Source organism: Flavobacterium sp. ZB4R12 (genome assembly GCF_048276375.1).
Taxonomy (GTDB): domain Bacteria; phylum Bacteroidota; class Bacteroidia; order Flavobacteriales; family Flavobacteriaceae; genus Flavobacterium; species Flavobacterium gawalongense.
Window position 1 is genome coordinate 1 of the sequence record NZ_JBLNKS010000003.1, and the last position, 17,384, is coordinate 17,384.

Sequence of the window (17,384 nt, forward strand, 5' to 3'; positions counted from 1 at the left end):
CGTAAAAAAATGAAAAAATAACTAAAAAAAATATCTAATTTTAACCACAGAAAACATCATTAAAAAAGTGGTACACTTTGTACCGGAATAGGTGGTACAGTTTCGCCGGAATACCTAGTAAATCTTGAATTTCAACATAAGAGGAAAAGGGGCTTCGATGTGGATTAAAAAACTTTTCTATTGCTTTGTTAATATATTCTTCAGATGTGCTTTTTGAAAATAAACCCATTATATTTTGTTTTATTCTAGATTGTAGGACGCATTATTCTACGTTATTTTCTTTTTTATTATTTTCAAATATAATAAAAATTCTATTATGTAGTGTACTTTATTTTAGAGTACCACAAAAAATACAAATTTTTGAGATTTGGGGTATGGAAAATTCTTTAGAAAATCTCAAATTACCTGAACTGGAAGCGATAGCATTACGATTGAAAGAATTGCGAAAATTGAAAGGTTATTCCAATTATGAACACATTGCCTTTGAGTTAGGAATGAGTAGATCTGCCTATTGGAGATTAGAAACAGGAGCAAATTTTGAGTTAAAAACCCTTGTTAAAATTTGTAGATTATTAGAAGTAAGTTTAGAAGATTTTTTTAAAGGAATAAATATTCCTAGTTCAAAATAATAGTTTATAAAGAATATAATGATGGTTTAAATATAAATTATTTGACTTTTTACCAAACAAAAAACCCTCGCATTTCTGCAAGGGTTCTAAATCTGAAATCATAAATCGCTAATCAGCAATCTAAAATCTAGTATCTGTAATATTCCGGTTTGAATGGACCTTCAACTGGAACACCAATATAATCAGCTTGATCAACACGTAACGTTTCCAATTCAACACCTAATTTAGCCAAGTGCAACATAGCCACTTTTTCATCAAGGTGTTTTGGTAACATATACACGTCATTATTGTATGCCGCGCTGTTTTTCCACAATTCGATTTGAGCTAAAGTTTGGTTAGTAAATGAGTTACTCATTACAAAACTTGGGTGACCTGTAGCGCAACCAAGGTTTACCAAACGACCTTCAGCAAGGATAAGAATGTCTTTTCCAGCGATAGTATATTTGTCAACTTGTGGCTTGATTTCGATTTTTGATGAACCGTGGTTTTCGTTCAACCAAGCCATATCAATTTCGTTGTCAAAATGTCCGATGTTACAAACGATAGTTTTATCTTTCATTTTTTCGAAATGAGAACCCAAAACGATATCTTTATTTCCAGTAGTAGTAATGATAATATCAGCAGTAGCAATAACCGTGTCTAATTTCTTCACTTCAAAACCGTCCATTGCAGCTTGAAGCGCACAAATTGGGTCAATTTCAGTAACAGTAACAATAGAACCAGCACCTCTAAAAGAAGCCGCAGTTCCTTTGCCTACATCACCGTATCCACAAACGATTACTCTTTTTCCGGCTAGCATCAAGTCAGTTGCACGACGAACAGCATCTACAGCAGATTCTTTACAACCGTATTTGTTATCAAATTTCGATTTAGTAACCGAGTCATTTACGTTAATTGCAGGCATTGGTAAGGTTCCCGCTTTTACTCTTTCGTACAATCTGTGAACACCAGTTGTAGTCTCTTCAGACAATCCTTTGATTCCAGCAACCAATTCCGGGTAACGGTCAATAACCATATTTGTTAAATCTCCACCGTCATCAAGAATCATGTTCAATGGTTTTCTGTCTTCACCAAAGAATAATGTTTGCTCAATACACCAGTCAAAATCCACTTCGTTCAAACCCTTCCAAGCATAAACTTGAATTCCTGCAGCAGCAATCGCAGCAGCAGCCTGATCTTGAGTAGAGAAAATGTTACAAGAACTCCAAGTCACCTCAGCACCAAGAGCGATTAAAGTTTCAATCAAAACCGCAGTCTGGATTGTCATGTGCAAACATCCGGCAATACGAGCACCAGCAAGTGGTTGTTCGTCTTTGTATTCCGCACGAAGCGCCATTAAGCCTGGCATTTCAGCTTCTGCTAGTTCAATTTCTTTTCTTCCCCAAGCCGCTAGAGAAATGTCTTTTACTTTGAAAGCCACAAAAGGCATAGTTGTAGTACTCATTTATAGTATATTTGTAATTGTAAAATTTTTTGCAAATTTACGGAATAACTTTAGAATTTAACTGTTTTCTAAAAGATTTATGAATTGTTTAATTGGCTAATCTTTTGAACATTAACGAAATAATTTTTTTTCTGGAGCTATTTCCCGCTTTTTGTTGCAATCTTTTTATTTTTAAAGAAAAAATAAAAAGGATTTCCACGACAATCGGGGCTAAAAATCAAGACCATAACACGATGCCACTTTACAAAACGATACATGTCAATTCAACTACCCAAATCATGGTTTGGAAAGTAACCGAAACCTTCCAGGAATTGTTCGGGCAAGTGGTCTTAAACGATACCAATCGCATCCGGCTCGACGGAATGAAATCTGAAATGCACCAACGCGCTTTCCTCAGTATTCGCAAATTATTGCAGGAAACGGGCCACACGGATTTGGATTTGTATTATGACGAATTCGGGAAACCGCATATCAATGGAGATAAACATATTTCGATAACGCATTCCCATGAGTTTTCGGCCATTATCATTAGTGACGAAACCGTAGGAATCGACATCGAATTGCAAAGAGAAAAAATCATCCGAATCGCAGATAAATTCTGTGACTCGGAATTTCAATTTTTATCCCGAAGCTTCGGGACTGAAAAAAAGGAGGAATATATTCGGAAACTGACCGTGATTTGGGGCGCCAAAGAAGCCATTTTCAAAATCCGAAACGAAAAAGGAATCAGTTTCAAAGACCATATTAAAGTCAATGCTTTCGATTTAGAAGTTAAACAAACTATTGCTGAACTTCACTTTGATAGTTTAGTAAAAGATTTCAAGGTTTATTTTGAAGAAATAGACCCGAGCGATAGCGAACAGGCGAAGCAAAATTTCACTTTGGTTTATGCCTTTGAAAATTAGTGTTTATTTGTTTCAACAATGCCCCCGCAAACTTGTCATTTCGACGAAGGAGAAAACCCACACTAAGAGATTCCTCCTTCGTCGGAATGACAAACAAGTATCAAGCCACAGTAGTCAGTTAAATAATCCGCGTCATCTGCGTGCCAAAAATGACAAACATTTATAACGAAATCATCCAATCGAAAGTCGAAAGTCAAAAACTGCTAGCCATTCTTCTCGATCCTGATAAAGTAGTTTGGGAGAATTTAGCCGTTTTAATTTCAAAAATCAATCAATCACCAGCCACCCATATTTTCATTGGCGGAAGCCTTGTTACAACTAATATTCTAGATGAATTAATTGTACAGATTAAACAAAATTGTGATTTGCCAATCGTTCTTTTTCCAGGAAACCCATCTCAGATTTCAGATAAAGCAAATGCGATTTTATTTCTGTCGCTAATCTCAGGAAGAAACCCAGATTATTTAATCGAACATCAGGTAAATGCGGTTCCAATTTTGAAACAAACAGATTTAGAAGTAATCTCGACCGGTTATATTTTAATCGAAAGTGGCAATGAAACCGCGGTTGAACGCGTTAGTAAAACCAAACCATTGGATCGGAATGATATTGATTATGTAATTCAAACCGCACAAGCCGGTGAAATGCTCGGTAATAAATTGATTTATCTTGAAGCGGGAAGTGGTGCAAAACAAGCTGTTCCTCTCGAAATGATTAAAAAAGTTGCTCAAAATATTGAAATTCCATTAGTTGTTGGAGGCGGAATTGTAAATTTGCAAGGGATTCAAAAGGCGTATCATGCAGGAGCTGATTTGGTAGTTATAGGAACTGCCTTTGAAAACGACATTAATTTTTTTGATTAATGAAGTTTTTTAAAAATCAAAAAAGAAAATGCATAAAACAAGAACTCCTATTTCTACGTCCAGGCTCCCTCTCCTCTGGAGAGGGTTGGGGAGAGGTTCTTTTAATTCTGAAATCAACAATCTAAAATTTAATGATAGAATACTTTTTTTCTCAATACAAAGATTACCCAACATTAGATATTGTTTTGGAAATTGTAGCAGTAATTTTTGGGCTATTCAGTGTTTGGTATGCTAAAAAAGACAATATTTTAGTTTTCCCAACAGGATTAGTAAGTACATTTATTTATGTTTACCTACTATGGAAATGGACTTTATGGGGCGATATGATGATTAATGGGTATTATTTTGTGATGAGTATTTATGGATGGTACCATTGGACAAGGAAAAAAGGCGACACCGTTGAATTTCCAATTTCAAAAATTTCCAATTATGAAAAACGAATTGCCATAATTATCTTTATATTTACGGTCACATTTGTGGTTTCGGTTTATCATTATTTCGGTAAATTCACTACTTGGTATGCTTATGTTGATACCTTTATAACAGGTATTTTCTTTATTGGAATGTGGTTAATGGCAAAAAGGAAAATTGAAAATTGGATATTTTGGATTATTGGAGATGTAATTTCCATTCCCTTGTATTTTATAAAAGGTTTTACTTTTACAAGTTTTCAGTATCTAGTATTTACAATTGTTGCCGTTTACGGCTATTTAGAATGGAAGAAAACCTTAGACAGTTCCCAAAAAATGGAACTACAGAAATCATAAAAATTGCTCTTTTTGGCCCCGAAAGTACGGGCAAAACTACATTAGCAAAACAACTCGCCGAATATTATAAAACGGAATGGGTTCCTGAGTTCGCACGAGATTATCTTCAAGAAAAATGGAATGAAAATCAACTTATTTGTGATGTTGATGACATGCTGCCTATTGCGTATGGTCAAACCCAATTGGAAAATAAAAGTGTTTTAATCGCTAATAAATATCTCTTTTGTGACACTAATTTAATGGTGACCAAGGTTTTTTCGGAAGTGTATTATAACTATTGTGATCCATTATTAGACCAAGCGGCTCTTGAACACGAATACGATTTATTTTTTCTGACTGATATTGACGTTCCTTGGGAAAAAGATGATTTAAGAGATAGCCCTGAAAAAAGAGAATCTATGTTTGCGGTTTTTAAGCAATCCTTAATTGATAATAAAAAACCATTTATAACGCTTTCGGGAGACAAGAATTTACGATTAAACAAAGCCATTTCTATCATTGATGATTTGACAGAAGCTAAGAAAATGGGTTTTTCTTCTGTTGATTTTGTACAAATTTATGAAAATGAAATTCCATTAGAAAACATCAAACAACAATTGAGTTTTTTTAGAAATGGAATAGCAAAGAGTAATCTGGTAGGATCCGCAACTTTGTTTAACGGCATTTTAAAATTATCTGAAAATGATTTTCAAGAAAAAGCGACGTTTTTTGATGAAAACAAATCAAATTTAAAATTGGAAAAATTCGTTCCTGCATCGGGAGCGGCAAGTAGAATGTTTAAGTTTTTGATTGCTTTTTTGAAAGACTTTGATGTTGAAAATGAAAGTATTAATGCTTATATAAACAGAAAAAAAGATACAGAACTATCTATTTTTATAGTGGGCTTAGAAAAATTCCCGTTTTTTAAGGCAATTGATGAAAAGTTGAGAGAAGAATTTCCTGACTTTGATTCGCTCAATAGAGATTATAAAAACTATTATTTTATAAAGTTACTTTTAGCTAAAGATTTCTTTGATTTTTCAAGCAAACCTAAGGGAGTACTTCCTTTTCATAAATACATGACCCATATCGCAACGGCTTTAGAAGAACATTTGTATGAATGTGCTTATTATTCGAGTTCAAATAATAATTCCCATTTGCATTTTACGGTTTCAGAAGTCCATCAAAATCAATTTGAAAGTATAATTGATACTATAAAAGGTTCGATTGAAAAACAATCTGGGACAACCATTACTACCAGTTATTCATATCAAAATAAGAATACAGATACTCTTGCAGTGGATTTTGAAAACAAACCATTTAGGGATGAAAATGGACGATTGTTTTTTAGACCGGGAGGTCATGGCGCTTTGATAGATAATTTGAATAATCAGGATGCCGATATTGTTTTTATAAAAAATATTGATAACGTAATTCAAAATCACATTCAAAAAATTGCTTTATATAAAAAAGCATTAGCAGGAATTTTAATAGAAGTACAACAACAATTATTTAAGTATTTGTACGCAATAGATGCTAAAGAAAACCAACAAGAAAATAGTGATGAGATCTTACTTTTTTTGGCCGAAAAATTAAACATTAAAATTTCAGACGATTTTTACAAACTGGATTTAGAAAATAAAATCAACAGACTTAGAGTTGTTTTAAACAAACCTATCAGAGTTTGTGGAATGGTCAAAAATGAAGGCGAACCCGGTGGTGGGCCATTCTGGGTAAAAGATGAAAAAGGCGCAGTTTCATTGCAAATTGTAGAAAGTTCTCAAGTGGATTTATCGAATGAAAATCAAAAGAAAATCCTTGATAGCGCTACTCATTTTAATCCTGTTGATTTAGTTTGTGGGCTTAAAAATTATAAAAAAGAGAAGTTTGACTTAACTCAGTTTGTTGATCGTAATAGTGGTTTTATAGTGGAGAAAACTACATTTGGAAGGGATATTAAATCATATGAACTACCTGGTTTATGGAATGGTGCTATGGCAAACTGGATTACCATTTTTGTTCAAGTACCTTTAATTACATTCAATCCGGTAAAAAGTGTAAATGATTTACTAAAATCGGCACACCAGCCTCAATAAAATTGGAAAAAGAAAAAATCATATCAGAGTTAAGTTTCAAAGCCGTTCGCAGTAGCGGTGCTGGCGGACAAAATGTAAACAAAGTTTCCTCTAAGGTAGTTTTGACTTTTGATTTGAAAAATTCTCAAGCCTTGACGGAAGAGGAAAAATTGTTGCTGGAAACCAAATTGTCTTCAAGGTTAACAACAGATTTAGTTTTGATTTTGAACTGTGACGAAGATCGAAGTCAACTTAAAAATAAAGAAATTGTAACTAAACGATTTTTAGAACTCATAAAAAATGGCTTAATTGTTCCAAAAGAGCGTAAACCCACCAAGATTCCGAAGTCAGTTATTCGAAAGCGAATAAAGGATAAAAAGAACGTATCTGAAATTAAGAAAGCCCGTAGGAAACCAGATTTAAATTAATTGTATTTTTTCGGTTCTAATTGTTTTTTTAAATCTAACGGTCAAACAGTCTAAATATCTAAAAATCTTTTCTAAATTTGTCTCGTCTCAAAGGGGTGCTTAAAATCTGAATTTATTTCAGATTCTGAATCAAGTTCAGAATAAAGCTGAGATTATACCCAAAGAACCTGGACAAGTAATGTTGTCAAGGGAAAAATGACAAAAAAACAGCGTACACACTGCTTTATTTGTCATGGAAAACAAGCTTTATTAATTAAACAAAGAATAATTCCCCCTTTTATTCGTAATCTTTTTACGGATGAATACTATTTCAGTCTCAAAGTCTCAAAGTTCCAAAGTCTCAAACTTCAAGAATCTGACATATTATATGTCTTTTGTCTTTCTTCTTGCATCTTTTATCTCTTTTTCTCAAGTCAAAGACACCACCAAAGTAAACCTACTCGATGAAGTCCTGGTTTCAGCTGTTCGAGTTACTTCAAAAACACCGGTTAGTTTTAGTAATTTGGATAAAAAAGAAATCAAGTTCAGAAACTTAGGTCAGGATATTCCTATTTTGATGAATTATTTACCGTCAGTTGTCACTACTTCTGATGCTGGAAATGGAGTAGGATATACCGGAATCCGCGTTCGTGGTAGCGATGCAACAAGAGTAAATGTCACTATCAATGGAATTCCTTATAATGATTCGGAAAGCCATGGGGCCTATTGGGTGGATATGCCAGATTTTGCCTCTTCGGTGGAGAGTTTGCAACTGCAACGCGGCGTAGGGACTTCAACCAATGGAGCAGGTGCTTTTGGAGCCAGTTTGAATATGTTGACGGATAGTTATGCTAAAGAAAGCAATGGCGAAATTTCTAATTCTTTTGGGAGTTTCAATACTAGAAAGCATACTGTAAAATTCAGCACGGGATTAATTAATGACCATTTTGAATTAGCTGGACGTTTGTCTGCTTTGAAATCAGATGGTTATATTGACAGAGCAAGTTCTGATTTGAAATCTTATTTTCTTCAAGGAACCTATGTTGGTAAAACCACATTAATCAAAGCTCTGGCTTTTGGTGGAAAAGAAAAAACGTATCAATCGTGGAATGGGATTGATGAAGCTACTTTAAATAGCGATAGAACGTTTAATTCAGCTGGAATTTTTACGGATGAGTTTGGTAATACTAGATATTATGACAATGAAACGGATAATTACCAACAAGATCATTATCAATTGCATTGGAATGAAAAAGTGTCCAAAAATTGGGATACTAATTTAGCTTTTCATTACACCAAAGGAAAAGGGTATTATGAAAATTATAAAGAAGATGCTGATTTTGCTGATTATGGATTACAGCCAGTTGGGGCAATAACTACAACCGATTTAATTCGTCAAAAATGGTTGGATAATGATTTTTACGGAACTACATTTTCTGCGAATTATGCAGATGAAAAACTGGATGTTATCTTTGGAGGCGGTTACAACAAATATGAAGGCGATCATTTTGGAAAAGTCATTTGGGCACGATATGCTTCTCAAAGTGAATTGGGAGATCATTATTATGATGATTTTGCAACCAAAACCGATGGAAATGTTTTTGCAAAAGCAAATTATCAAATAACAGAGAAAATAAGCTTATTTGGAGATTTGCAGTTTAGAAGTGTTCAGTACAAAGCTAATAGTTACGAAACAGGTTTAGTAAATGATACTTTTAATTTTTTCAATCCAAAAGCAGGATTGAATTTTGATATCAATGCTAAAAGCAAGTTGTATTTCTCGTATGCCAGAGCCAATCGTGAACCAAACAGAACCGATTATGAAAACGGAAGTCCAAGACCGGAAAAACTAGATGATTTTGAGTTAGGATTGCGTCACGCTTCTGCAAAAGTAAAATGGAACGCTAATATTTATTACATGGGGTACAAAGACCAATTGATTCTAACAGGGGAATTGGATGATGTAGGAAGTCCTATTAGAAAAAATAGTGGAGATAGTTACCGTTTAGGACTTGAGATTGATGCCGCTATTGCAGTTTTAGATAATTTAATTATTCGTCCTAATGTTACTATAAGTACAAATAAAAATAAAGATTTTTACTTTAAAAGAGATGGTGTTTTATCGTCTTTAGGAGATACAAACATCGCTTATTCTCCGAATTTTATTGCGGGTAATATTGTGACTTTTATGCCAATAAATAATCTTCAGGTATCTTTGTTGTCTAAGATTGTTGGAGATCAATATATGGGGAATATAGATTCTGAAGCGTCTAAATTAAAAGCCTATTATGTAAATGATATAAATGTTTCTTATGAATTTAAGCCTAAGGCAATTTTCAAATCAGTATTGTTGTCTGGCTTAGTAAATAATATTTTTGACTATAAGTATGTGTCTAATGGTTATTTCTATACCTATGATGATGATTATTCTAATCCACCGGCAATTACAACAATCGAAGGAGCTGGCTATTATCCTCAAGCTGGAATTAACTTTCTTGTAGGGTTAACATTGAAGTTTTAGATTATAAGAGTTCTCTATTTTTAAAGCCTGGAAGTTGAAAATTTTCAGGCTTTTTTTAATTTAATTATATACCCGCAATACGTTTCCGTTCACTTCCACACGGTATTGTTTTAAGGGATATTGTAAACTTCCTTGTCCCGTAAATAAACTATATTCTTTGCTGTCACAGGGACAAACTACATTTATTCCCTTTATAGTCATGGTAGAGCAGCTACTTAAGGCCTGATTGGGACAAGCGGCATCGAATGCATTATAGCCACTTCCTGTATTGAATACAAATATGCCTTTGGCGCCTACTCCCGAATAATAAATAGCATTACTTGGATACTGAAGATTAGAATAAGCGGGTAAATTCATGTTGATATCTAGAGTAAAACTATAATTTGGGAGGTATGGATTTTTATTGTCAAAACCATTGTCGCTACAACTAAATAAAAAAGAAATAATAAGGAAAAGTAGGATGTATTTTTTCATTTTAAAATATAGTAAAAGAATTAGCGAAACAAATTTAATTTATTTAACTTTGAATTATATATGATTAACATATATTTATAGGCTAAAAAAATTAATAGTATCTTTGTGGAAAGAAATCCCGTCCTGATGGGATTTTTTCTATTTATATAAATGACGAAATTATGAGCACAGTATCTTATTACACCGCAGAAGGATTAAAGAAGTTAAGAGAAGAATTAGATTATTTGAAAAGTGTAATGCGTCCAAAAGCATCTGCAGATATAGCTGAGGCAAGAGATAAAGGTGATTTGTCTGAAAATGCAGAATATGATGCAGCCAAAGAAGCACAAGGAATGCTGGAAATGCGAATTGCTAAACTGGAAGAAGTGCATTCTAATGCTCGATTAATCGATGAAACTCATCTTGATCTTTCTAAAGTGTTGGTTTTGTCCAATGTGAAAATCAAAAACCAAACCAATGGAATGGAAATGAAATACACGTTGGTTGCCGAAAGTGAAGCGGATTTGAAAACAGGAAAAATCTCTGTAACCTCGCCAATTGGTAAAGGTTTACTAGGGAAATCTGTTGGTGAATTTGCTGAGATTACAGTTCCTAATGGTGTTTTGAAATTCGAAATTCTAGAAATTTCCCGCGACTAAAGTCAGTATTCAGTGTTCAGTCACGGTGTTCAGTTTTTTAGTAAACGATTGACATCTGTCATCTAAATGTCGATTATCTTAAAATCTATTATCTAAAAGTCTTACTCATGAGTTCTATTTTTAAAAAAATCATAAACGGAGAAATCCCGTGTTATAAAATCGCTGAGGATGATAATTTTTTGGCGTTTTTGGATGTAAATCCAAATGCAAAAGGACATACCCTTTGTGTTCCGAAACAAGAAATCGATAAAATTTTTGATATTGATGATGATTTGTATATTGGACTAATGCAGTTCTCAAAAAAAATAGCCATAGCATTGGAAAAAACAATTCCTTGTAAAAGAATTGGAATGGCAGTTATTGGCCTTGAAGTGCCTCATGCACACGTTCATCTGATTCCTTTGAATGAAATGGATGAAATGCGTTTTCAAAATAAAGTCTCAATGTCTAAAGAAGAATTTGAAGCATTAGCAATACGTATTAAAACCAATTTATAATAGTTGCACAAATAAAATAAATTGGTACGGTTTTCGTTTAGAAAGGGAATAGGTGAAAACCCATTCCCTTTTAATTTTTGAGCCTACCCTGTAAGATGAAAAACATTTATTTAATTCTTTCTTTCTTTTTTACCCTTTTAAGTTTCGGTCAGGTTAATGCAGGATATGCTTTGATTGACAAGAAAATGTCTACTATTTCCACAAGTTCTACTAATTCTACGGAGGCGATTGCCAATTATATAAATGCTAATTTTAAAACAGATGCCGATAAAATTCGTGCTGTTTTTTATTGGATCGCATCAAATATCAGCTACGATGTTGCTAATATGTTTACTGTAAACTTTAATGAAACTCCGCAAGAACAAATAATGAAAACCTTAAAAACAAAGAAAGGTGTTTGTATTCATTATGCTGAGGTTTTTAATGATATTTCGAATAAAATTGGAATACAATCATACATAATAGAAGGCTATACAAAGCAATATGGGAAAGTGGCAAACTTGGCTCATGCCTGGTGTGCTGCAAAAATTGATGATAAGTGGTATTTGTTTGACCCTACTTGGGGTTCAGGTTATGTAAACAATGGGAAATTTTTAAAAAAATTAAATGAGAATTATTTTAAGGCAGAACCCACAAAATTGATTTCTTCTCATATTCCTTTTGATTATTTATGGCAGTTTCTAAATTATCCAATTACCAATAATGAGTTTTATGCAGGTATAACTCAAATTAATAAATCGAAAAAATATTTCAGTTTTGAGAGTGAAATTTCCAAATACAATACCTTATCAGAAATCGATAAATTATTTGAGTCTGCTGTAAGGATAGAAAAAAATGGAGTTAAAAATGCCATGATTTTAGAACGTCTGGAAGGTAAAAAGAAAGAGATGACTTATTTACGACAAAACTCGAAGGTTGAAAAATTGAATTCAATAGTCAACAATTACAATGAGGCTGTCGACTTATTAAACGACTTTGTTCATTATAGAAATAATAAGTTTAAACCCATTTTATCTGATGATGAAATTAGCAGCATGATTCAAGCACCAATTGAAAAATTAGCCAAATGCCAAGACGCTATTTACACCATCGGTTCGATTGGAACGGAGAATTCCTCTAATTTAACTTCGTTAAAAAAATCTGTCAATGATGTTTTGGGGCAAGCAAAAGAACATGAGTTATTTGTACAGGAATATTTGAGTAAGTCAAAAAACGTCAGAAAAACGATGTTTACTAAGGTTTTTTGGTTTGGAGTTCCGTTAAACTAAATTGCTTTTTTTAAAACTGACTTGCATTGTTGTTCCTTTTCCTATTTCGGAATTCAGTACTTTTATGGTTCCTTTGTGATATTCTTCCACAATTCTTTTGGTTAAAGAAAGACCTAAGCCCCAACCCCGTTTTTTAGTCGTAAATCCGGGTTCAAATATAGTTTTGAATTGTTTTTTTTGAATTCCGCCTCCAGAATCTATAATGTTTATATTAACAGTATTGCCTTCTTGCTCAATTTCTAAAGCTAATTTTCCTCTTCCTTTCATGGCATCGATAGCATTTTTGACCAGATTTTCTATCGTCCAGCTGTGTAGAGTTGGATTCAGAGAAACCATAATAGGTGACTTTGGTGCTTTGAATGAAAATTCAATTTGTTTTGAAAATCGAGATTGCAAATAATCATAAGACTGAAGCGTTTCTTTTACAATATCTTTGTTTTCTAATTTTGGTTCTGAACCTATTTTTGAAAAACGATCTGTTATGGTTTGTAAACGCTCAATGTCTTTTTCAATTTCGAAAGTAGTGCTTTCATCTACATTTTCGGATTTCAAGAGTTCTACCCAGCCTATCAAGGAAGAAAGCGGTGTTCCTATTTGGTGTGCGGTCTCTTTTGCCATTCCTGCCCAAAGTTTGTTTTGCGTGGCCATTTTGGTACTTCGATAGAAATTATAAACTAAGCCGCCAAATAGCACTATAATGAGCAATAAAGCAATCGGGTAATATTTTAGTTTGTTCAGTAATGCCGAATTACCATAATATAGTTTTTGAAATTTTCCCGGCACATATTCAATTACAATAGGCTCGTTTTCATTTTTTAAATCGTGTAAAAATGCATTAGCCTTAGGTTTATTTTTCACAATGGCATCATCAATATTTACGGTATTTATGATGCTGTCATTTTCTGTAAGTATTATGGGAATTGAGGTATTATTACTGAAAATTTGAAGCGGAAGTTCTACATCAGTATTCTCACCTGCATTGATGAGCGTCTTTTGTGCTTTTGCCCAAAGATTCATTTTTAATCGTTCTTCATTTTTGAAGATTTGAAAAAAAGTGTAGGTGTTCCAGAGAATTAATGAAATTATTAAAAAAGAAGCAAAAATAATAATCCAACGGGTTGTATTTTTTCTTTCTGAAAATTGCATAAATTAAAATTTGAGGTATAAATATAACGAAATATCAGCATTATTATTTTAGTTTTATGCAAAGAATTGTTTTAGTAAAAACTATTCAATTTATTTGTTCTTAAATCTTTGATCGTCCTTTTTAAATTTAAACCATTTACTTACTTTTGTGAGTTAAGAAACGTATTTATGTACAAAGAAGAAAAGCATGATTAGTATTGATCCTAAAAGTATTGAAACAGTAAAGTTGCAAGGCTATTTGCAAAGCTCTGTTGGGCCAAGGCCTATAGCTTTTGCAAGTACTATTGGAACTAATGGAATTCCTAATTTATCGCCTTTCAGTTTCTTTAATGTGTTCAGTGCCAATCCTCCAATTCTTATTTTTTCACCGGCAAGACGGGTTCGTGATAATTCGATTAAACACACTTTAATCAATGCCGAAGCAACTCGTGAAGTGGTAATTAATGTGGTGAATTATGATATGGTGCAACAAACTTCTCTAGCAAGTACGGAGTATGCAGATGGGGTAAATGAGTTTATAAAATCGGGTTTGACGCCGATTCCTTCTGATATTGTAAAACCCTTCAGAGTGAAAGAATCGCCAGTTCAATTTGAATGCAAAGTCACTCAGATTATTCCTTTGGGAAGTGAAGGAGGAGCGGGAAATTTAATACTTTGTGAAGTGTTGAGAATTCATATTGCTGAAGCAGTTTTAGACGAAAATGGAGCAATTGATCAGTATAAAATAGATTTAGTTTCAAGATTAGGCGGTAACTGGTATTCCAGATCAAACCAAGGACTTTTTGAAGTGCCAAAACCACTATCAACATTAGGAATTGGAGTAGATGCTGTTCCAAGTTTTATAAAAGAAAGCCCTGTTTTTGATGGAAATGATTTAGGTATGTTAGGTAATATTGAAGCCTTGCCTACAATGGAAGAAGTTAGTATATTTGTAAAACAGAATTTTGCTGTAAAAGGCGTTTTAAGTTCTGATGATCAGGAAAAAGTGCACTTAGAGGCTAAAAAATATTTGGATGACAATGATGTTTTATCTGCTTGGAAAGTGCTTTTAGCAAAAAAATAACTTAAATAACAATAAAAAATAACGAAGATGGAAGTTACAGGAAAAATTAAAATGCTTGGGGATGCTAAAAATGTAGGAAGCGGTAGTTTCTTAAAAAGAGAGCTTGTAGTAACAACAGAGGAACAATATCCACAACATATTTTAGTGGAATTTGTACAAGATAAATGTGATTTGTTGAATAGTTTTAAAGTGGGTGAAGCGGTAAAAGTTTCTATTAATTTAAGAGGACGCGAATGGGTTGATCCACAAGGAGTGACTAAATATTTCAATGCTATCCAAGGATGGAGAGTGGAAAGATTAGCTGCTGATGCACCTAATGCACAAACGCCTCCAATGCCAGCTGCTGAAGCATTTGCTCCAGCTACAAATTTAAACGAAGAAGAAGCAGACGATTTACCATTTTAATCATTTGATTTTCTATTGATATAGTGATTCAAACCCGACAGATATTCCAAATAACTGTCGGGTTTATTTTTTAATAAAGAATGTATTATTTATCAGCTCCTTTAATTTTTCCGCCTGTTTCCGAAGCGAATGCCGATGGGATTCTCGCTGTTGGAGGGGACTTATCGCCAGAGCGTTTGCAACTTGCTTACAAAAGTGGAATTTTTCCATGGTTTGAAGAAGGGGAGCCCATAATGTGGTGGTCACCTAATCCCAGAATGGTGTTGTTTCTGGATGAGTTGATTGTTTCCAAAAGTATGCGTAACATTCTTAATAGAAATATTTTCAAAGTTACCTTTAATCTGAATTTCAGAGCCGTAATTTCGAATTGTCAAAACATAAAGCGCGATGGACAAAACGGGACTTGGATTACCAATGATATGATTGAAGCTTATTGTAAATTGCACGAATTAGGAATTGCCAAATCAGTAGAAGTTTGGCAAGGTGATGAGTTGGTAGGCGGTTTGTATGGTGTCGATTTAGAGCATGTTTTCTGTGGAGAAAGTATGTTTTCTACAGTTTCAAATGCTTCAAAAGTGGCTTTTATTGCTTTGGTAAACCAATTAAAGGCAGCCAATTATAAATTGTTAGATTGTCAGGTTTATAATCCTCATCTCGAAAGTTTGGGCTGCAGGGAAATTGACAGAGAAGAATTCATGAGTATTTTGAATGTTTCTAAAAAGTAAGTCCCGCTATCTTTTTTGATTCTTGAATTTGAAAAACAAGTATTTTATAGCCAATTAAATTTTAAAATGTAATGGACAATACTCCTTTTATTAGCGAAATCTACATCTATCCCATCAAAAGCTTAGGAGGAATCAGTTGTCAAAGTGCAAGGGCTGAAGAAATGGGTTTTGAGAATGACAGACGATGGATGCTAATTGATGAAAATAATCAATTTATAAGCCAAAGAAAGCATCCTATTCTAAGTCAGTTTCAGCCTCAAATTTTAGAAGACAAAATTGAGATAACCTACCAAGATAAAAAACATACTTTTTTGATTAATGAAAGCATAAATAATCCAATTTTAGTGTCTGTTTGGGATGATCAAAGCGAAGTTTTCGAGGTTAATAAAACTACTTCAGATTGGTTTAGTGAATGCCTCGGTTTTGCCTGTAAATTGGTAAAAATTATTGAAATTGGAGATAGAAAACATAAGAGCAAGGCATTGAATGTCACTTTCAATGTTAGCTTAGCCGATGGTTATCCGTATTTATTAGTAGGTAGCGAAAGTTTAGACCACTTAAATGAAAAATTAGAAGAAAAGATTACCGTTGCAAGATTTAGACCCAATATTGTTATTAGCAGCAAGCGTGCCCATGAAGAGGATCACTTTGGGATTATCAAATTAGGGGATGTTACGTTCAAAAATGTAAAACCTTGTGCCAGATGCATAATGGTCAATAATGATCCAATGAAAAGTATTGTGCTAAAAGAACCATTAAAGACATTAAGTACTTACCGAAAAGTGGATAAGAATGTTCTTTTTGGAACCAATTTAGTGTGTGTCGAAAAAGGTGTTGTTAATGTTGGGGATGTTTTAAGTTTTTAAAATCTAAGTTTGTTAAAACTCCAATCTAAGCTATTAAATAGTACCAATTCATTTTCTAAAGTAGGTAAATCCATAATTAGTTTCAAAGTTTCATGTGCCATCATCGTGCCGATAATTCCGGGAAGCGTACCCAATACGCCATTCAAATTACAATTGGGAACATCTTTTGGATTCGGCGGTTCTGGGAATAAATCACGAAGATTTTTATTTCCATTGTGATTGAAAACTGCCATTTGCCCTTCAAATTTCAAAATGCTGCCGTAAATCAATGATTTTCCTAAGGCCACACAAGTATCATTTACTAAATAGCGGGTAGCAAAATTATCGCAACCGTCAACAATTACATCAAAATTCATGATGATTTGTGCGGCATTTTCAATAGTTAATTTTTCTTCAAAAGCGATAATATCAATCAATGGATTTAAAGTTTCCAAAACCGATTTTGCCGTAATTGCTTTTGATTTACCAACGTGTTCCTCCGTATATAAAATTTGGCGGTGAAGGTTGTGTAATTCTATTTTATCAAAATCTACAATTCCAATAGTTCCAATTCCAGCCGTTGCTATATATTGCAAAATAGGACAACCCAGTCCGCCAGCACCAATTACTAAAACTTTAGCTTTTTTGAGTTTTTCTTGTCCTGAATCACCTATTTCCGGTAACATCATTTGTCGGTTATACCGTAAAAAATCTTGAATAATACTCATATTCT

Annotated in this window: 18 protein-coding genes; 14 read left to right on the forward strand and 4 right to left on the reverse strand. The window is 33.5% G+C overall.

The genetic code is table 11. The features are described from left to right. Positions 1 to 374 precede the first annotated feature (374 nt). Positions 375 to 629, forward strand: a complete 255-nt coding sequence (locus ACNO7W_RS02525; protein ID WP_417936902.1) for a helix-turn-helix domain-containing protein — start codon at positions 375 to 377, stop codon at positions 627 to 629. 127 nt (positions 630 to 756) lie between these two features. Here ACNO7W_RS02525 and ahcY read toward each other — a convergent pair whose 3' ends face one another. Beyond that, on the reverse strand, positions 757 to 2,073 hold the full coding sequence (ahcY, locus tag ACNO7W_RS02530; RefSeq protein ID WP_417936903.1) for an adenosylhomocysteinase: 1,317 nt from the start codon (positions 2,071 to 2,073) through the stop codon (positions 757 to 759). A 233-nt stretch (positions 2,074 to 2,306) separates the two neighbouring features. Between ahcY and ACNO7W_RS02535 the strand changes: the two genes are divergently transcribed. The 6 genes from ACNO7W_RS02535 to ACNO7W_RS02560 all read left to right on the forward strand — a co-directional run bounded on the left by ACNO7W_RS02535 (position 2,307) and on the right by ACNO7W_RS02560 (position 9,590). Further along, on the forward strand, positions 2,307 to 2,978 hold the full coding sequence (locus tag ACNO7W_RS02535) for a 4'-phosphopantetheinyl transferase family protein (protein ID WP_417936904.1): 672 nt from the start codon (positions 2,307 to 2,309) through the stop codon (positions 2,976 to 2,978). A gap of 149 nt (positions 2,979 to 3,127) precedes the next feature. After that, positions 3,128 to 3,841 carry a geranylgeranylglyceryl/heptaprenylglyceryl phosphate synthase gene (locus ACNO7W_RS02540; RefSeq protein ID WP_417936905.1) on the forward strand — a complete coding sequence of 238 codons (714 nt, stop codon included), beginning with the start codon at positions 3,128 to 3,130 and terminating at the stop codon, positions 3,839 to 3,841. Positions 3,842 to 3,972: 131 nt separating this feature from the next. Next, the gene (gene pnuC / locus ACNO7W_RS02545; RefSeq protein WP_417936906.1) at positions 3,973 to 4,608 is read left to right on the forward strand and encodes a nicotinamide riboside transporter PnuC; all 636 of its coding nucleotides are present in this window, start codon (positions 3,973 to 3,975) and stop codon (positions 4,606 to 4,608) included. Next, entirely contained in the window at positions 4,557 to 6,683 is a 2,127-nt protein-coding gene (locus tag ACNO7W_RS02550; protein ID WP_417936907.1) for a DUF4301 family protein, read from the forward strand. The genes pnuC and ACNO7W_RS02550 overlap by 52 nt, the downstream gene beginning before the upstream one ends. 2 nt (positions 6,684 to 6,685) lie before the next feature. Continuing rightward, positions 6,686 to 7,090 carry an alternative ribosome rescue aminoacyl-tRNA hydrolase ArfB gene (gene arfB / locus ACNO7W_RS02555; protein WP_417936908.1) on the forward strand — a complete coding sequence of 135 codons (405 nt, stop codon included), beginning with the start codon at positions 6,686 to 6,688 and terminating at the stop codon, positions 7,088 to 7,090. Positions 7,091 to 7,388: 298 nt separating this feature from the next. Next, a complete protein-coding gene (locus tag ACNO7W_RS02560) occupies positions 7,389 to 9,590 on the forward strand; it encodes a TonB-dependent receptor (RefSeq protein WP_417936909.1) in 2,202 nt (733 codons plus the stop codon). A 60-nt stretch (positions 9,591 to 9,650) separates the two neighbouring features. Here the strand turns inward: ACNO7W_RS02560 and ACNO7W_RS02565 are convergent, their stop codons facing one another. Beyond that, positions 9,651 to 10,064, reverse strand: coding sequence for a Rieske (2Fe-2S) protein (locus ACNO7W_RS02565; protein ID WP_143385916.1), 414 nt, complete (start codon positions 10,062 to 10,064; stop codon positions 9,651 to 9,653). A gap of 161 nt (positions 10,065 to 10,225) precedes the next feature. On the opposite strand from ACNO7W_RS02565, the gene greA reads away from it, so the two are divergent. The 3 genes from greA to ACNO7W_RS02580 all read left to right on the forward strand — a co-directional run bounded on the left by greA (position 10,226) and on the right by ACNO7W_RS02580 (position 12,467). Further along, positions 10,226 to 10,702, forward strand: coding sequence for a transcription elongation factor GreA (gene greA / locus ACNO7W_RS02570; protein WP_039108693.1), 477 nt, complete (start codon positions 10,226 to 10,228; stop codon positions 10,700 to 10,702). Positions 10,703 to 10,809: 107 nt separating this feature from the next. Further along, entirely contained in the window at positions 10,810 to 11,199 is a 390-nt protein-coding gene (locus tag ACNO7W_RS02575; RefSeq protein WP_144064461.1) for an HIT family protein, read from the forward strand. Positions 11,200 to 11,294: 95 nt separating this feature from the next. Continuing rightward, the gene (locus tag ACNO7W_RS02580; protein ID WP_417936910.1) at positions 11,295 to 12,467 is read left to right on the forward strand and encodes a transglutaminase domain-containing protein; all 1,173 of its coding nucleotides are present in this window, start codon (positions 11,295 to 11,297) and stop codon (positions 12,465 to 12,467) included. On the opposite strand, the gene ACNO7W_RS02585 is transcribed toward ACNO7W_RS02580, so the two are convergent. Continuing rightward, positions 12,459 to 13,613, reverse strand: a complete 1,155-nt coding sequence (locus ACNO7W_RS02585; protein ID WP_314896158.1) for a HAMP domain-containing sensor histidine kinase — start codon at positions 13,611 to 13,613, stop codon at positions 12,459 to 12,461. The genes ACNO7W_RS02580 and ACNO7W_RS02585 overlap by 9 nt on opposite strands. 187 nt (positions 13,614 to 13,800) lie before the next feature. On the opposite strand from ACNO7W_RS02585, the gene ACNO7W_RS02590 reads away from it, so the two are divergent. From ACNO7W_RS02590 to ACNO7W_RS02605, 4 genes are all read left to right on the forward strand, one after another. Next, positions 13,801 to 14,676: a flavin reductase family protein gene (locus ACNO7W_RS02590; protein ID WP_143385920.1), complete on the forward strand. Its 876-nt coding sequence runs from the start codon at positions 13,801 to 13,803 to the stop codon at positions 14,674 to 14,676. Positions 14,677 to 14,703: 27 nt separating this feature from the next. Beyond that, positions 14,704 to 15,081, forward strand: coding sequence for a DUF3127 domain-containing protein (locus ACNO7W_RS02595; RefSeq protein ID WP_143385921.1), 378 nt, complete (start codon positions 14,704 to 14,706; stop codon positions 15,079 to 15,081). An 80-nt stretch (positions 15,082 to 15,161) separates the two neighbouring features. After that, the gene (gene aat, locus ACNO7W_RS02600; protein WP_143385922.1) at positions 15,162 to 15,806 is read left to right on the forward strand and encodes a leucyl/phenylalanyl-tRNA--protein transferase; all 645 of its coding nucleotides are present in this window, start codon (positions 15,162 to 15,164) and stop codon (positions 15,804 to 15,806) included. A 71-nt stretch (positions 15,807 to 15,877) separates the two neighbouring features. After that, a complete protein-coding gene (locus tag ACNO7W_RS02605; RefSeq protein ID WP_417936911.1) occupies positions 15,878 to 16,672 on the forward strand; it encodes an MOSC domain-containing protein in 795 nt (264 codons plus the stop codon). Here the strand turns inward: ACNO7W_RS02605 and ACNO7W_RS02610 are convergent. Further along, the gene (locus ACNO7W_RS02610; RefSeq protein ID WP_417936912.1) at positions 16,669 to 17,379 is read right to left on the reverse strand and encodes a HesA/MoeB/ThiF family protein; all 711 of its coding nucleotides are present in this window, start codon (positions 17,377 to 17,379) and stop codon (positions 16,669 to 16,671) included. The two genes, ACNO7W_RS02605 and ACNO7W_RS02610, sit on opposite strands and share 4 nt — an antisense overlap. Positions 17,380 to 17,384 lie beyond the last annotated feature (5 nt).

What these genes read in the sequence shown, in the direction of transcription:
- aat (WP_143385922.1), top strand. Translation starts at nt 15,162, where the DNA reads ATGTATTATTTATCAGCTCCTTTAATTTTTCCGCCTGTTTCCGAAGCG.
- ACNO7W_RS02525 (WP_417936902.1), top strand. Translation starts at nt 375, where the DNA reads ATGGAAAATTCTTTAGAAAATCTCAAATTACCTGAACTGGAAGCGATA.
- ACNO7W_RS02585 (WP_314896158.1), bottom strand. Translation starts at nt 13,613, where the DNA reads ATGCAATTTTCAGAAAGAAAAAATACAACCCGTTGGATTATTATTTTT.
- ACNO7W_RS02540 (WP_417936905.1), top strand. Translation starts at nt 3,128, where the DNA reads ATGACAAACATTTATAACGAAATCATCCAATCGAAAGTCGAAAGTCAA.
- ACNO7W_RS02590 (WP_143385920.1), top strand. Translation starts at nt 13,801, where the DNA reads ATGATTAGTATTGATCCTAAAAGTATTGAAACAGTAAAGTTGCAAGGC.
- ACNO7W_RS02565 (WP_143385916.1), bottom strand. Translation starts at nt 10,064, where the DNA reads ATGAAAAAATACATCCTACTTTTCCTTATTATTTCTTTTTTATTTAGT.
- greA (WP_039108693.1), top strand. Translation starts at nt 10,226, where the DNA reads ATGAGCACAGTATCTTATTACACCGCAGAAGGATTAAAGAAGTTAAGA.
- ACNO7W_RS02575 (WP_144064461.1), top strand. Translation starts at nt 10,810, where the DNA reads ATGAGTTCTATTTTTAAAAAAATCATAAACGGAGAAATCCCGTGTTAT.
- ACNO7W_RS02610 (WP_417936912.1), bottom strand. Translation starts at nt 17,379, where the DNA reads ATGAGTATTATTCAAGATTTTTTACGGTATAACCGACAAATGATGTTA.
- ACNO7W_RS02535 (WP_417936904.1), top strand. Translation starts at nt 2,307, where the DNA reads ATGCCACTTTACAAAACGATACATGTCAATTCAACTACCCAAATCATG.
- pnuC (WP_417936906.1), top strand. Translation starts at nt 3,973, where the DNA reads ATGATAGAATACTTTTTTTCTCAATACAAAGATTACCCAACATTAGAT.
- ACNO7W_RS02595 (WP_143385921.1), top strand. Translation starts at nt 14,704, where the DNA reads ATGGAAGTTACAGGAAAAATTAAAATGCTTGGGGATGCTAAAAATGTA.
- ACNO7W_RS02605 (WP_417936911.1), top strand. Translation starts at nt 15,878, where the DNA reads ATGGACAATACTCCTTTTATTAGCGAAATCTACATCTATCCCATCAAA.
- ACNO7W_RS02580 (WP_417936910.1), top strand. Translation starts at nt 11,295, where the DNA reads ATGAAAAACATTTATTTAATTCTTTCTTTCTTTTTTACCCTTTTAAGT.
- ACNO7W_RS02560 (WP_417936909.1), top strand. Translation starts at nt 7,389, where the DNA reads ATGAATACTATTTCAGTCTCAAAGTCTCAAAGTTCCAAAGTCTCAAAC.
- ACNO7W_RS02550 (WP_417936907.1), top strand. Translation starts at nt 4,557, where the DNA reads ATGGAAGAAAACCTTAGACAGTTCCCAAAAAATGGAACTACAGAAATC.
- ahcY (WP_417936903.1), bottom strand. Translation starts at nt 2,073, where the DNA reads ATGAGTACTACAACTATGCCTTTTGTGGCTTTCAAAGTAAAAGACATT.